The sequence below is a fragment of the Corynebacterium sp. KPL2895 genome (genome assembly GCF_040225815.1).
GTDB classification, from domain to species: Bacteria; Actinomycetota; Actinomycetes; order Mycobacteriales; family Mycobacteriaceae; genus Corynebacterium; species Corynebacterium rhinophilum.
Map to the genome: position 1 here is coordinate 77,138 of NZ_JBEHFY010000001.1, position 13,511 is coordinate 90,648.

General features: G+C 58.1%; 12 protein-coding genes. 9 read left to right on the top strand and 3 right to left on the bottom strand.

The window, feature by feature from the left end; all coding sequences use genetic code 11:
- Window positions 1-27: 27 nt before the first annotated feature.
- The 5 genes from ABRP95_RS00365 to whiA all read left to right on the top strand — a co-directional run bounded on the left by ABRP95_RS00365 (window position 28) and on the right by whiA (window position 5,709).
- Window positions 28-576, top strand: coding sequence for a PH domain-containing protein (locus ABRP95_RS00365; RefSeq protein WP_284609442.1), 549 nt, complete (start codon window positions 28-30; stop codon window positions 574-576).
- A 3-nt stretch (window positions 577-579) separates the two neighbouring features.
- The gene (uvrC, locus tag ABRP95_RS00370) at window positions 580-2,649 is read left to right on the top strand and encodes an excinuclease ABC subunit UvrC (RefSeq protein WP_349838752.1); all 2,070 of its coding nucleotides are present in this window, start codon (window positions 580-582) and stop codon (window positions 2,647-2,649) included.
- Window positions 2,650-2,693: 44 nt separating this feature from the next.
- A complete protein-coding gene (rapZ, locus tag ABRP95_RS00375; RefSeq protein WP_172596749.1) occupies window positions 2,694-3,575 on the top strand; it encodes an RNase adapter RapZ in 882 nt (293 codons plus the stop codon).
- A 23-nt stretch (window positions 3,576-3,598) separates the two neighbouring features.
- A complete protein-coding gene (locus ABRP95_RS00380; RefSeq protein WP_349838753.1) occupies window positions 3,599-4,576 on the top strand; it encodes a gluconeogenesis factor YvcK family protein in 978 nt (325 codons plus the stop codon).
- A gap of 143 nt (window positions 4,577-4,719) precedes the next feature.
- On the top strand, window positions 4,720-5,709 hold the full coding sequence (whiA, locus tag ABRP95_RS00385) for a DNA-binding protein WhiA (protein WP_284769763.1): 990 nt from the start codon (window positions 4,720-4,722) through the stop codon (window positions 5,707-5,709).
- Between the two features lie 127 nt (window positions 5,710-5,836).
- Here the strand turns inward: whiA and ABRP95_RS00390 are convergent, their stop codons facing one another.
- Entirely contained in the window at window positions 5,837-7,483 is a 1,647-nt protein-coding gene (locus ABRP95_RS00390; protein ID WP_349838754.1) for an L-lactate permease, read from the bottom strand.
- Window positions 7,484-8,027: 544 nt separating this feature from the next.
- Here ABRP95_RS00390 and gap point away from each other — a divergent pair.
- The 4 genes from gap to secG all read left to right on the top strand — a co-directional run bounded on the left by gap (window position 8,028) and on the right by secG (window position 11,643).
- A complete protein-coding gene (gene gap, locus ABRP95_RS00395) occupies window positions 8,028-9,035 on the top strand; it encodes a type I glyceraldehyde-3-phosphate dehydrogenase (RefSeq protein ID WP_284849923.1) in 1,008 nt (335 codons plus the stop codon).
- A gap of 128 nt (window positions 9,036-9,163) precedes the next feature.
- Window positions 9,164-10,381, top strand: a complete 1,218-nt coding sequence (locus ABRP95_RS00400) for a phosphoglycerate kinase (protein WP_349838755.1) — start codon at window positions 9,164-9,166, stop codon at window positions 10,379-10,381.
- 45 nt (window positions 10,382-10,426) lie between these two features.
- The gene (gene tpiA, locus ABRP95_RS00405; RefSeq protein WP_284851683.1) at window positions 10,427-11,209 is read left to right on the top strand and encodes a triose-phosphate isomerase; all 783 of its coding nucleotides are present in this window, start codon (window positions 10,427-10,429) and stop codon (window positions 11,207-11,209) included.
- Between the two features lie 197 nt (window positions 11,210-11,406).
- Window positions 11,407-11,643 carry a preprotein translocase subunit SecG gene (gene secG / locus ABRP95_RS00410; protein ID WP_284769768.1) on the top strand — a complete coding sequence of 79 codons (237 nt, stop codon included), beginning with the start codon at window positions 11,407-11,409 and terminating at the stop codon, window positions 11,641-11,643.
- A gap of 110 nt (window positions 11,644-11,753) precedes the next feature.
- Here secG and pgl read toward each other — a convergent pair whose 3' ends face one another.
- Together pgl and ABRP95_RS00420 are read right to left on the bottom strand one after the other, a co-directional pair.
- A complete protein-coding gene (gene pgl, locus ABRP95_RS00415; RefSeq protein ID WP_349838756.1) occupies window positions 11,754-12,515 on the bottom strand; it encodes a 6-phosphogluconolactonase in 762 nt (253 codons plus the stop codon).
- A 47-nt stretch (window positions 12,516-12,562) separates the two neighbouring features.
- Entirely contained in the window at window positions 12,563-13,498 is a 936-nt protein-coding gene (locus tag ABRP95_RS00420; protein WP_284784115.1) for a glucose-6-phosphate dehydrogenase assembly protein OpcA, read from the bottom strand.
- Window positions 13,499-13,511: the final 13 nt, after the last annotated feature.

A 13,511-nucleotide genomic window follows, 5' to 3' on the forward strand; every position in this document is an offset into this window, starting at 1 on the left:
GGCAGGACTTCCGGAGGAGTAAAGCACATGAATGAGGCCGCAGCCTCGAATGAATCCCACCCGCGCCGCTCTCTCAGCGATGCAGAGGTATTGGCCTATACCAGCGCGGATCCCTTCGCACGGACCACGTCGAAGCCGTGGGAGTATACCGCCAAGTCCCCGTTTTTGCGCAAGATTGCCATCGGCTGGGTCATCCTAGTCATGGCCATCCATATTTTCATGGGTGTCACTCTCGATATCTCTTTTACCGGCGCGCACGTGACCACCATCGATAAATTCGCTTTCCCCGGTGTGGGCGTAGTCATTTCCATCTTGTCCTGGATTGCGCTGAACCGGCCGCGGCTGCAGGCCAATGAGGATGGGGTAGAGGTCCGCAATATCATCGGCACGCGCTTTTACCCGTGGCAGGTGGTCTACGGGCTATCCTTCCCCGTCGGCCAGCGCATGGCCCGCCTCGAGCTGCCCGAATTTGAGGCCGTGCCCGTGTGGGCGCTGCAGTCCGGCGATAAAGAAACCGTGATCACAAAAGTCCGTGACTTCCGCGATCTGGAAGCCAAATACATGCCGCAGGATTAAGCATTGGCAGATCCAACCACCTATCGCCCCGCCCCAGGAACCATTCCGACGGAGCCGGGCGTTTATAAGTTTCGCGATGAAAACAAGCGCGTCATCTACGTAGGCAAGGCCAAAAACCTGCGGGCGCGCCTGTCCAATTATTTCCAAGACATCACGCAGCTGCACCCGCGCACGCGGCAAATGGTGTTGACCGCCAACTCCGTGGAATGGACGGTTGTTGCCAGCGAAGTTGAAGCCCTGCAGCTGGAATATACCTGGATTAAGCGGTTCGACCCGCACTTCAACGTCATGTACCGCGATGACAAGACGTATCCCATGCTTGCTGTCTCGGCGGGAGAGGTTGTCCCGCGCGCCTTTTTCTACCGCGGCCCCCGCCGCAAGGGGGTGCGCTACTTCGGGCCCTATTCCCATGCATGGGCGGTGCGCGAAAGCCTGGATCTGCTCACCCGCGTCTTTCCCATGCGCACCTGTTCAAAGGGTGTATATAACCGGCATGAGCGGCTGGGGCGGCCGTGCCTTTTGGGATATATCGGCAAGTGCGATGCGCCCTGTATCGGGCGGGTAAGCAAGGAAGAACACCGCGAGACCGTCAATGAGTTGGTATCGTTCATGAACGGCAACACGGCGGGTGTTAGGCGCAAGCTGGTTAAGGACATGGAGGCTGCCGCCGAAAACCTGGAATTTGAGCGTGCGGCTAGGTTGCGCGATGACCTTGGGGCCATCGATAAGATTATGGAGCAACAAGCGGTTGTCTTTGCCGATGGCACCGATGCCGATCTGATTGCGTTTAATTCCGATGAATTAGAAGCCGCCGTCCAAATTTTTCACGTGCGCGGCGGCAGGATCCGCGGCCAGCGCGGCTGGGTCGTTGAACGCGCCGGCGATCAGGCAACCTCTGAGCCCATTGAGGAGGGCCAACCCGATCCCGCCTTGCCCGCCTTGGTGCAAAACTTCCTCATCCAGTTTTACTCGGATGCCGTGGAGCGCGAAGAACAAGAAGCTCGTGAGGACGCGGCTTTAGCTGCGGATGTGCCGCGGCGCGGGGTGGACCAAGAATCGCACATGGAACAGCGCCACGTCCACGTCATCCCGCGCGAGATTCTGGTCCAGGCCATGCCGGAGGAATCCGAACAAGTGGTGTCCCTCTTGGAAGACCTGCGTGGTGCGCGCGTCGATCTGCGCGTTCCCCAACGCGGCGATAAACGCTCCCTTATGGATACCGTGGAGAAGAACGCCAAGGAGCAGCTGCGTCAGCACAAGCTGAAGCGCGTGGGCGACCTCACCGCGCGGTCTGCGGCGCTGCAGGATATCCAGGATGCCTTGGGCATGGACCAAGCACCGCTGCGCATTGAGTGCACCGATATTTCGCATATCCAAGGCACCGATGTCGTCGCCTCGCTGGTGGTTTTTGAAGACGGCATCCCGAAGAAATCCGATTACCGGCGCTACCGCATCAAGGAAGCCGCCGGCGACGGGCATTCCAATGATGTTGGCTCCATTGCAGAAATCACGCGGCGCCGGTTTAAGCGCCATAACCAAGATAAGTTGGCGAACCCGGACGAGGAAAAGGAAGAGTCTTCGTTCGCGGAAGAAAAGGTGGCGGAAGAATCCGCCGAGGCAGGCCGCCGGTTTGCCTATCCTCCTCAGTTGTTCATCGTGGACGGCGGCGCGCCCCAGGTGGCTGCGGCGCAAGAGGTATTTGATGAACTGGGCATTGTCGATGTCACCCTCGTGGGGCTGGCCAAGCGCTTGGAAGAAATTTGGGTGCCAGGCGATGATGAACCGGTGATTTTGCCGCGCAATTCCCAGGCCCTGTTCTTGCTGCAGCAGATTCGCGATGAGGCGCACCGCTTTGCCATTACCTACCACCGGCAACAACGGTCTAAGCGCATGCGTTCTTCGGCGCTCGATGCAATTCCGGGGCTTGGGCCGCAACGCCGGACGGATTTGGTGAAGCATTTTGGTTCCGTCAAAAAGCTCAAGGCTGCTTCGGTGGATGAGATCTGCGAGGTCAACGGCTTTGGGCCAAAACTGGCGCAGACCGTCTACGATAAGTTGCACGACGCACAGTAAATAGGCAGCATTCTGGCAGAAGTGTAGAGCGCGAAAACGCTAGACTGGTGTGCATGACGCACTTCGAGACTCCGCCCATCTTGATTACCGGCATGTCCGGCGGCGGGTTGAGTTCCGCCGCCAAGGTTTTTGAGGATAAGGGCTACTACGTGGCGCATAATATCCCGCCGCGCGCCATCGTGGACCTGTGGAAATTGTGCAACCAGGAAGAAACGCCCGTTGAAAAGGTTGCGGCGGTAACGGACGTGCGTTCCCGCATGTTTCCGGGGTCCCTCATGGAGACCATCGATGAGTTAACGGCATTGGGTATGAAGCCCACCGTGCTCTTCCTCGATGCCCGCGATGATGTGCTCATCCGTCGCTTCGATTCTGTGCGGCGTACGCACCCATTGCAGGGCGAAGATACCTTGAAGGTGGGCATTCAACGCGAACGCCAAGCGGTGGCGGAGATTCGGGATCGCTCCGATATCATCATCGATTCCACGAACCTCTCGATTCATGACTTGCGCCGGGCCATCGAAGCTGCATTTGGCGAATTTCAGAATACGAACCAGCACGTCACGGTGGAATCCTTCGGATTTAAAAACGGTTCCCCGCGCGATGCCGACATCGTTGTCGACGTACGCTTTTTGCCCAATCCCTACTGGATTCCGGAGCTGCGCGGCTGCCGCGGTACGGATGCGCCTGTGGCCGATTATGTCCTGTCGCAACCGGCCGCCCAGAAATTTGTGGATAATTTTGTCGCCATGTTTTCCACCATGCTGGAGGGATACCGGCACGAGGGCAAGAACTTCATCACCGTGGGCGTCGGCTGTACCGGCGGGCATCACCGCTCTGTGGCGGTAGCTGAGGACATCGCCAAGCGTCTGCGCGCCAATGACACCCTTGACGTCAGTATTTTGCACCGGGATATCGCCCGCAATTAGGGCTGAGGAGCACTAAAAACTGTATGGAACACCCTTCTCATATGGTCTGCCTTGGCGGCGGCCATGGTCTTTATCAAACCCTTTTATCCGCCAGGCGCAGCAATGCAGCGGATATTTCTGCCATCGTGACGGTTGCCGATGATGGCGGATCTTCGGGGCGCCTGCGCCGGGAATTGGACATCATTCCACCCGGTGACCTGCGCATGGCTTTGGCGGCGCTAGCCGATGACAATCGGATAGGCGAGCTGTGGGGCAAGACCCTTCAACACCGCTTCGGCGGCAATGGCGCTATGGCAGGCCATGCCGTGGGCAACCTCATGATCGCCGGGTTGACCGGGGTTTTGGGCGATTACCAGGCCGCCTTGGACGCGGTGGCGGAGCTTACCCACTCGCACGGGCGGGTCATCCCCGTGGTCCCGCATCCCTTAGAGATTGAGGCCGATGTCTCAGGGCTTGACGATGACCCCCGGGTCATGCGCCAGGTCCGCGGCCAGGTCGCGGTGGCATCGACGCCGGGCCATGTGCGGCGCGTGCGCATCTTGCCTGAAGCCCCGGAAGCCAATCCCGCCGCGCTGGAGGCTATTAGGCAGGCAGATCTTATTACCATCGGTCCAGGATCCTGGTTTAGTTCGGTATTACCGCATACCTTGGTACCAGAAATCGTCCAGGCTATTTCTGAGTCCGATGCTTTGCGCGTCGTGATGCTCAACCTGTCAGCCGAACCGGGAGAAACCCAAGGCTTTTCCGCGGAGCGCCACGTGCACGTGCTGGCTCGTCACGCCCCAGATCTACGCATCGACCGCATCGTCCTAGATGCGGCAGCACTGCCAAATGAGAGCGAACGGGTATATGTACAGCGCGCTGCGCAAGCCTTGGGCGCACGCGCGGTATTTGCAGATGTCAGTATCCAAGATGACAATGGACAGCGATTGATGAAACACGATCCAGACAAACTTTCTTCTGTCATCGTGGATCTTTATAACGAGTACCGGCGGGCCTAGCTAAGTTCAGGCCAGCCAGTCCTCAGGGCGCGGGACACGGTAAAATGAGAAAATTCCGTTTCCCACGCAGTAGTTGGTGTGCGTGGGACCGTGCATTGCACAAGCGTCATTCGTGACTGTGACAGAGAAATGGGGCGAACTAGGTGACCACACCGTTGACCGAACAGGTCAAAGAAGAACTAGCGGCGGTTGGCGTGACACGTCAGTCCGCGCGCGCTGCGGAGCTCGCATCGATCCTGCGCTTTGCCGGAGAAGTAGATGTCTCTGGTGAGAGCATGGCCTATGAGCTGGAGCTTGATAACCAGGCTATTGCGCAGCGCATCCTCGTGGCTTTAGACGAGCTCTACGGGATCGAAGCGGAAAGCCACGTTGTCGGCCCTGCGGGGACGGTGAAGAAATCGCGCGTCATCGTGCGCATCACTAAAGGGGCAAAGGAGCTTACCCGCCGCCTAGGCCTGATTACCCGCTCCGGTCACGCCGTGGTGGGGCTTCCGCCGCAGGTCATTTCCGGCACCGTGGCTGATAGCGAGGCGGCGTGGCGCGGTGCCTTCCTTGCGCACGGTAGCCTGACGGAACCCGGGCGTTCTTCAGCATTGGAAGTCAGCTGCCCCTGCCAGGAGGCCGCGTTGGCACTCGTGGGATGCGCACGGCGCCTGGGAATTTCCGCAAAGACTAAAGAGACCCGCGGCGAAGATCGCGTGGTCGTCCGCGACGGCGATGCCATTGGCGCGTTGCTTACCCGCATGGGCGCGCAAGTGACCCGCCTGTCTTGGGAAAAGAAGCGGGTAAAGCGCGAAGCGCACGATACATCGCGCCGGTTGGATAATTTTGATGATGCCAATCTGCGCCGCTCGGCACGGGCCGCCGTCACCGCCGCGGCGCGCGTAGATAGGGCGATGGAAATTTTGGGGGATGACGTTCCTGAGCACCTAGCCGATGCCGGCCGCTTGCGCGTGCAGCACCGCGAGGCCTCGTTGGAGGAGCTCGGCAGGCTGGCGGATCCGCCTATGACCAAAGATGCGGTGGCAGGGCGCATTCGGCGCTTATTATCCATGGCGGATAAGCGGGCCGAAGAACTGGACATCCCCGATACTAATGAGTCCATCTCAGACGATCTTTTTGGTGACTCTTAGTCGCGGGGCACGATTGGCTCTGGAACTTTGAACCACGAAAGGCGGGAAGGAAAGCATTGAGGTGCTTTCCCTCCCGCCTTGTGTTGTGCCTCGGCTGAGGCGCTTATAGCCAGTGGTGGCTTGCGTTTTATGGGACCAAGAAGCCCAGGACGTTGGTCATCAAGAAGACGATGACACAGACGACGGCCAGGAACGCGATGGAGTAGCCAACGACGTTTTTCAGGATGACAGATTCCTTGCCTTCCATGGATACGGCGGTTGCCGCGATGGCCAGTGATTGTGGCGAAATCATCTTACCCACAACACCACCGGCGGTATTGGCAGCCAGCATGAGGTCAGGGTTCACACCAATGCGGTCGGCGGCCGCAACCTGCAGGTTGCCAAAGAGCGCGTTCGCAGAGGTATCGGAGCCGGTCACCGCGGTACCAATCCAGCCCAGCACGGGTGCGAAGAGCGCGAAGATGGAGCCTGCGGAGGAGACGAATTCACCGATGGCGATGGTCTGACCCGAGTAGTTCATCGTGTAGGCCAAAGCGAGGACCAGAACGATGGTCAGCCCAGAGAATTTCATGCGGTTGGCAACTTCACCGAAGGCCTGCACGGGTTGGGAGAAGCTGAGCTTGTAGCGGCCATTTTCGTTCCAGAAGTGGTAAACGATGGCCACAATGATGCCGGAGAGCAAGAGCAGGGTACCTGGGTTGCCAAAGACATTGAAGCTAAAGCTGGTGTCCATGGCCTCACCGTTAGTGCCGATGACGGTGCCATCAAGCAGTGGCCACGCGAACTTCAGCTTCCAGAATCCGAAGATCGCTGGTGCTGCGGTGGCAACGGCAAATACTGCGGTAACGACGGCGTAGGGCAGCAGCGCCATCCAGATGCGGCGGCCGTTGAGGTCGGTCGCGGTTTCTGCGGCAGGTAGCTCCATACGCTCGCGCAGCTGGGTAACACCCCGTGGCTTCCACATGCGGAGGAAGATGAAAGCAGCACCCAGGGACACGATGCAGGCAATAACGTTGGTGAGCTGGTAGGCGAAGAAGGTGGCGGTAAGCCACTGCGCGCCGGCGAAGGAAATACCGATGACTGCGGCGGCGGGCGCTGTTTCCTTCACACCGCGCATGCCGTCCAGGATGAATGCGATGAGGAATGGAACAATCGCGGCAATGACCAAGACCTGCAGGGCAATAAGGCCGGCGATATCTTGGGTTTGCTCGGCGGTACGCCCGCCGACCTCACCGGCGGTGGTGACCGGAATACCAACCGCACCGAATGCGACTGGGGCGGTATTGGCAATAAGAACCACCGTCGCAGCGCGCAGTGGCTTGACGCCGAGCGCCATAATCATCGTGGCGGTAATGGCAACGGGGGCGCCGAAACCCGCAAGGGCTTCAAGGAGGCCACCGAAGCAGAACGCGATGAGCATCGACTGGATGCGGATATCGCCATCGCCTAAGAGGTCGAAGGTCTTGCGCAAATCCTCGAAACGGCCCGAGGTGACCGTGATCTCGTAGAACCAAATCGCGGTAATGATAACCCAGACAATGGGCAAGAGGCCGAAGAGTCCACCGCGGACCGCGGAGGACAGTGCCATATCCACGGGCATCGCAAAGGCGACTATGGCAAGGATGATGGAGGTCGCAAGGGCGACGGCTCCTGAAGTATGTGCACGGGCTTTAAAGCCCATCAACATAATGAAGAAAGCCACGAGGGGGAGAATCGCCACGAGCGCAGTGAGCCCAAGACTGTCTCCCACAACAGAGGTATTTATCTCAAACATTGAGTATCCTCGATTCTAACGGGGGTACTATCGCAGGCGCATTCGGTCTGCTGGGGACTTAAATTTGTTGCCCACGCGTTTCAGGAGAGAGATTAGCGCCCAGCGAATGCCCGAGTGCTACCTGGAACACAGTGAGTTAGCGCAAGCATATCGCGTCATAAAGAATGCTGTGTGATTTGGGTCAAGTAATTTATAGCACTCCGTTTCTTGTGACAAGTGTGCGAGCAAGTTTGGAAATATTTCGTGCTGTGATATATCACACATTAACGGTGTAAAGCCCACATGAATCCACCTAAACGGGCTTGAACAGCCGGTATATTTGGGAGAAACAAAAATACTCGGGAAGATTATACGCCTAGAACGGAAATCTTTCAGATGCTGCGCGCCCAGTATTGAAGGCCACTGCACGCGTCATGAAGGCTCTGTAGTATTGCGGTTGTTGGGCAAAGCCTCGGGCACCTTACTCACCCAGAGCAGTAAAGTACTCGAAGGACCCGCGGTAGGCCCATAGAAATATTTACTCGACTCTTTGAGGAGATTTACAGTGACTACCCGCGTAGGCATTAACGGCTTTGGCCGCATTGGTCGTAACTTCTTCCACGCAGTTAACCGGACCGACAGCGACCTTGAGATCGTTGCCGTCAACGACCTGACCGATAACCAAACTCTCTCTAACCTGTTGAAGTACGACTCCGTACTGGGTCGCTTCGACGGCGAGATTACCTACGACGATGACTCCATCACCGTCAATGGCAACCGCATCCAGGTCTTCAACGAGAAGGACCCGAAGAACCTGAAGTGGGGCGAGCTGGACGTGGACCTCGTTATCGAGTCCACCGGCCTGTTCACCAACGGTAACGACGCAAAGGCTCACATTGAGGCCGGCGCCAAGAAGGTCATCATTTCCGCCCCTGGTAAGGAAGTTGACGCAACCTTCGTCTACGGTGTTAACTCCGACACCTACGACCCTGCTAACCACAACGTTATTTCCGCAGCTTCCTGCACCACCAACTGCCTGGCCCCTATGGCCAAGGTCTTGAATGACAAGTTCGGTGTGGAAAAGGGCCTGATGACCACCGTTCACGCTTATACCGGTGACCAGCGTCTGCAGGACGCTCCTCACAAGGACCTGCGTCGCGCCCGCGCCGCAGCCGTCAACTTGGTGCCTACCTCCACCGGTGCAGCAAAGGCCGTGTCCCTGGTCCTGCCTGAGCTGGAAGGCAAGCTGGACGGTTACGCAATGCGCGTTCCGGTCATCACCGGTTCCGCAACTGACCTGACCTTCACCGCTTCCCGCGACGTCACCGTTGAGGAAATCAACGCGGCACTGAAGGAGGCAGCTGAAGGCGAGCTGAAGGACACCCTCGCATACACCGAGGATCCCCTAGTTTCCACTGACATCGTAACCTCCCCGCACGGCTGCATCTTCGATGCCGGCATGACCAAGGTCTCCAACGGCAACTTGGTCAAGGTTCTGGGTTGGTACGACAACGAGTGGGGTTACACCTCCCAGCTCGTCCGCATGACCAACTTGGTTGCAGAAAAGCTCTAAAGTTCTAATACAGAGCAGCCCTTAATGCGATACCGGCCACAACGAACGCCCTGACGGCACGACGTTGTGGCCGGTATCATTTTATGTAGCAACCTTAACTGCAGAATCCACTTTAAAAGGAGTAACACATGGCTTTTAAGACCCTAGATAACCTGCTAGAAGAAGGCGTAGAGGACCGCCACATTCTGGTTCGTTCTGACTTCAACGTGCCGCTGGATGATGACGGAAATATCACCGACCCCGGCCGCATCACCGCATCTCTTCCCACGATTCAGGCTCTTGTCGATGGCGGCGCGAAGGTCATCCTTTCCGCCCACCTCGGCCGCCCCAAGGGTGAGGTAAATTCCAAGTACTCCCTGGCTCCTGTCGCAGAAGCGTTGTCCGAGGCCCTAGATCAGTACGTTGCCTTGGCCAACGACGTCACAGGCGAAGACGCCCACGAGCGCGCAAACGGGCTAAACAGCGGCGATGTCATGCTGGTAGAAAATGTCCGCTTCGATCCTCGCGAAACCTCTAAGGATGAGGCAGAGCGCGGCGAATTCGCCGACGAGCTCGTCGCCCTGGCTGCTGATAATGGCGCGTTCGTCTCCGATGGCTTCGGCGTTGTGCACCGCGCGCAGACCTCGGTATATGACGTCGCCAAGCGCCTGCCCGCCTACGCCGGCAAGCTGGTGGAAAAGGAATTGGACGTATTGTCCACCGTGGCAAAGGATCCGGCGCACCCATACGTCGTTGTACTGGGTGGCGCAAAGGTCTCTGACAAGCTTGGCGTTATCGAAGCACTTGCTGGAAAGGCCGATAAGATCATCATCGGCGGCGGCATGTGCTACACCCTGCTGGCAGCCAAGGGTTACAACGTTCAGGAGTCCTTGCTGCAAGAGGACCAGATCGAAAACTGCAAGAGCCTGCTGGAGCGCTTTGGCGACAAGATCGTCCTTCCCGTTGATCTTACCGCCGCCAGCGAGTTCGCCGCCGATGCTGAGACCAAGGTCGTTGAGCTCGATGGCATTCCTGAGGGCTGGATGTCCCTGGACATCGGACCGAAGACCATCGAGAAATTTGCCGACGTACTGGCAGACTCCAAGACCGTATTCTGGAACGGCCCCATGGGCGTATTCGAAATGGAAGCCTTCTCCAAGGGCACCGCTGGAGTAGCGCAGGCGATTATCGATGCCACCTTCTCTAACGGTTCCTTCTCCGTCGTCGGCGGCGGCGACTCCGCAGCCTCTGTGCGCACCCTGGGCCTCGATGAGGATGGCTTCAGCCACATCTCCACCGGCGGCGGCGCGTCCCTCGAATACCTCGAGGGCAAGGAGCTGCCGGGCGTTTCCGTGCTCGAAGCATAAACCGCCTAAACAGCTAAATACAGGCGTATAAAGAAAGGGCTAATTATGGCACGTACACCACTTATTGCTGGCAACTGGAAGATGAACCTCGATCACATTGAGGCCATCGGCTCCGTTCAAAAGTTCGCATTCTCCCTGCCGGAGGATTACTACGATAAGGTAGATGTAGCCTACATGGTTCCATTTACCGATATCCGCACGATTCAGACGCTCGTTGAGGGCGATAAGCTGAAGATCACCTACGGTGCGCAGGACATCTCCAAGCACGAGTCTGGTGCCTACACCGGCGAGGTATCCGGCCAGATGCTGAACAAACTGGGATGCAGCTGGGCAGTCGTTGGCCACTCCGAGCGCCGCGAATACCACGGCGAAACCGACCAGCTGGTCGCTGAAAAGGCCACAGCGGCCTTGGAAAATGGCATCAGCCCCATCGTCTGCGTGGGCGAACCACTCGACGTGCGCGAGGCCGGCACCCACGTTGACTACGTGGTGAACCAAACCCGCGATTCCCTGCAGGGACTTAGCGCCGAGCAGCTATCCAAGACGGTTATCGCCTACGAACCCGTGTGGGCCATCGGCACCGGCAAGGTTGCCTCCGCGGATGACGCGCAGGAAGTGTGCGCCGCCATCCGTGGCTTGGTCAAGGAACTCGCGGGCGACGAAGTTGCCGAAGGTATTCGCATCCTGTACGGCGGTTCCGTAAAGGTTGACTCCGTTGCGGATATCGTCAGCAAGCCGGACGTAGACGGCGGCCTCATCGGTGGTGCTTCCTTGGTAGGAGAGGACTTCGCCAAGCTAGCCGCCAATGCAGCTAATGCCGTTAGTTAACATGCGTTAACAACCATCACAGGGTGACTGTATGCCGCGGGTTGGGGTGAGCCCCGCCCGCGGCATGGTGTACAGTAGGCCCTTGTGATTGCTTTGCGTAGGCAAAGCAGGTAAGTACTTCGCGCCGGTGGCAAGCGTGACTTTCGGTAGTACATCGAAGGTGCCACTGGGCGCACGTTGAGAAAAGGAAGAACCTCATGGTCTTAGCACTGGAAATCATTTTGCTAATTTCAGCTATTTTGATGTCCATCTTTGTGCTTTTACACAAGGGCAAAGGCGGCGGCCTGTCTAGCCTTTTCGGCGGCGGTGTGCAATCGAACCTGTCCGGTTCGACCGTGGTGGAAAAGAATTTGGACCGCTATACCATCGTCATGGTGATTATCTGGTTGGCCTGCATCGTTGGCCTAAACCTCATCCAGGCCTTCGCGGCCTAGGACCCGGCCAAACAACAGCGCCGGTACTTCATCCCGTGTCCTTTCGCAGAGAAAGGGTGGGGCTGAGGTACCGGCGCTTTGTGCGTTAAGCAGGAAGGGCGGCGCTGTTTTTAAAGTTCCTGCGCGGCATCGTCAGCAAGGAAGAGGATCGTCTCCTTCGTCCCTTGCGCACCGGCCGCTGGGCACTCCTCAGCGTCGACGCCGTCAACGATGCTCTTTGCAGCAGCGGCCTTTTCCTCCCCGGCAACCAAGAGCCAGACGCGCTCGGACCTATTGACCGCCGGCAACGTGAGGGTAATGCGCTCGCTGGGTGGCTTGGGAGAATCGTGTACCGGTACCGCGAGTTCTTCCTGCTCACGGATGGCAGGAGAGTGGGGGAACAGGGAGTTAATGTGGCCTTCTGCGCCCATGCCCAAAAGGTGTAGATCGAAGCCTAAAGGTGCGAAGTCTTTCAGCTCCGGCTCGTAAGCACTGGCGGCAGCTTCCATGGAGACCGCACCGAGGTCGAATCCGTGGATATTCTGATCTGGAATATCGACGTGATCGAGCAGCGCGGAACGCGCTTGACCTTCGTTGGAATCTGGGTCGCTGACCGGAACATTGCGCTCATCGCCAAAGAAGATGTGCACGCGGGACCAATCGATACGCAGGGCAGGGTAGTTTTCACCTTGCTGTTGGGCGGAAAAGTCAAGGCGCGCAAGCTCGTGCAGCAGTCCGATTCCTGCGCCCCCACCCGTTAGTACGATTCTTGCTACGCCGTCACCATGGATGCCACCGTTGCCAGCCTGAATTCCGGCGATGGTCTCAATAAATTTGAGTGCGGCTTGGGAAATAAGGTCATCTACATCGCTGACGCGGTGAAGCGTTACCATTCGGTATCAGAATCCTTTGCAAAGAATCGGTATAAACAAGTGCGCTGTTAAAGCTTACTGTAGTCTACTTCTCCCAGAGCACGTAGTGCCTGGGCATAAGTTTTATCGGCATCGAGGTGTCGCAATTCCTCAGAGAGGATTTCGGTTTGCGTGCGCGGGCTCAAACTGACTAGCGAGTCTGGGGTACCCGGTACGCGCACTCGCACAGTGCGCTCATCGACGACATCCACATCTACGTGGGTCGATTCCCGGTTAAAGCGCAGGTGGGTAACCGGGAAATAGTCATTATTTGCTTCCTCGGCCGTGCGCTGTACTGGGACGCTGAGGCGGTCAAGCAACCAACCCGCCGCGAAGTTAGGCGCCGGATGCCCGGCAGGGCCGGCGACCTCTACCGATAGCACCTTTTCATGGGGATGGTGATCGAGCGCCGATGCGACGACCCCGCGCCACAGCGTGATGGAGGCCCAGGACATATCGGAATCGCCGGGGGAGTAGCCATCAGAAAGCGCGCGCAGATCCTGCTCGCCCACGGTACCTTTATGGGCCACATTGGTGATGCGCCGCTGGGCCAATTTGCCCACGGGGCTTTTTGACGGCACCTGGGGGCACACGTTGGGCCACCATGCGACCAGTGGGGTATCCGGCAGCAAGAGCGGGGTGAGCACGGACTCGGCTTGATCCGCGAGTGCCCCGTGCAATTGCATGACGACGGTCTCGGAGGCACCGGCTTCGCCACCGACGCGGAGCTGGGCATCGAGCTGGGTATCAGAATTCGGGTCACCGGGGACCACGACGAGCACGCGGGAGGGGTGCTCATGAGAGGCATCGCGCACAGAGGCAAGAATTTGTTCCAGATCGTCGCCTTCTTGTGCCTCCACGATTAAGGTGAGCACGCGGCCCGTGGTGCGGGTGTAGTGCTCCTGGGCATCGACAAGCTTCTTGGCAATTTCACCAGTGGTGGTATTAGGCAATGGAATAATCATTGACTACATCCCT

Bases quoted from the DNA above. Each gene is read 5' to 3' on its own strand.
- ABRP95_RS00365 (WP_284609442.1), top strand. From the start codon at position 28: ATGAATGAGGCCGCAGCCTCGAATGAATCCCACCCGCGCCGCTCTCTC.
- ABRP95_RS00380 (WP_349838753.1), top strand. From the start codon at position 3,599: ATGGAACACCCTTCTCATATGGTCTGCCTTGGCGGCGGCCATGGTCTT.
- ABRP95_RS00390 (WP_349838754.1), bottom strand. From the start codon at position 7,483: ATGTTTGAGATAAATACCTCTGTTGTGGGAGACAGTCTTGGGCTCACT.
- ABRP95_RS00400 (WP_349838755.1), top strand. From the start codon at position 9,164: ATGGCTTTTAAGACCCTAGATAACCTGCTAGAAGAAGGCGTAGAGGAC.
- tpiA (WP_284851683.1), top strand. From the start codon at position 10,427: ATGGCACGTACACCACTTATTGCTGGCAACTGGAAGATGAACCTCGAT.
- secG (WP_284769768.1), top strand. From the start codon at position 11,407: ATGGTCTTAGCACTGGAAATCATTTTGCTAATTTCAGCTATTTTGATG.
- pgl (WP_349838756.1), bottom strand. From the start codon at position 12,515: ATGGTAACGCTTCACCGCGTCAGCGATGTAGATGACCTTATTTCCCAA.
- ABRP95_RS00420 (WP_284784115.1), bottom strand. From the start codon at position 13,498: ATGATTATTCCATTGCCTAATACCACCACTGGTGAAATTGCCAAGAAG.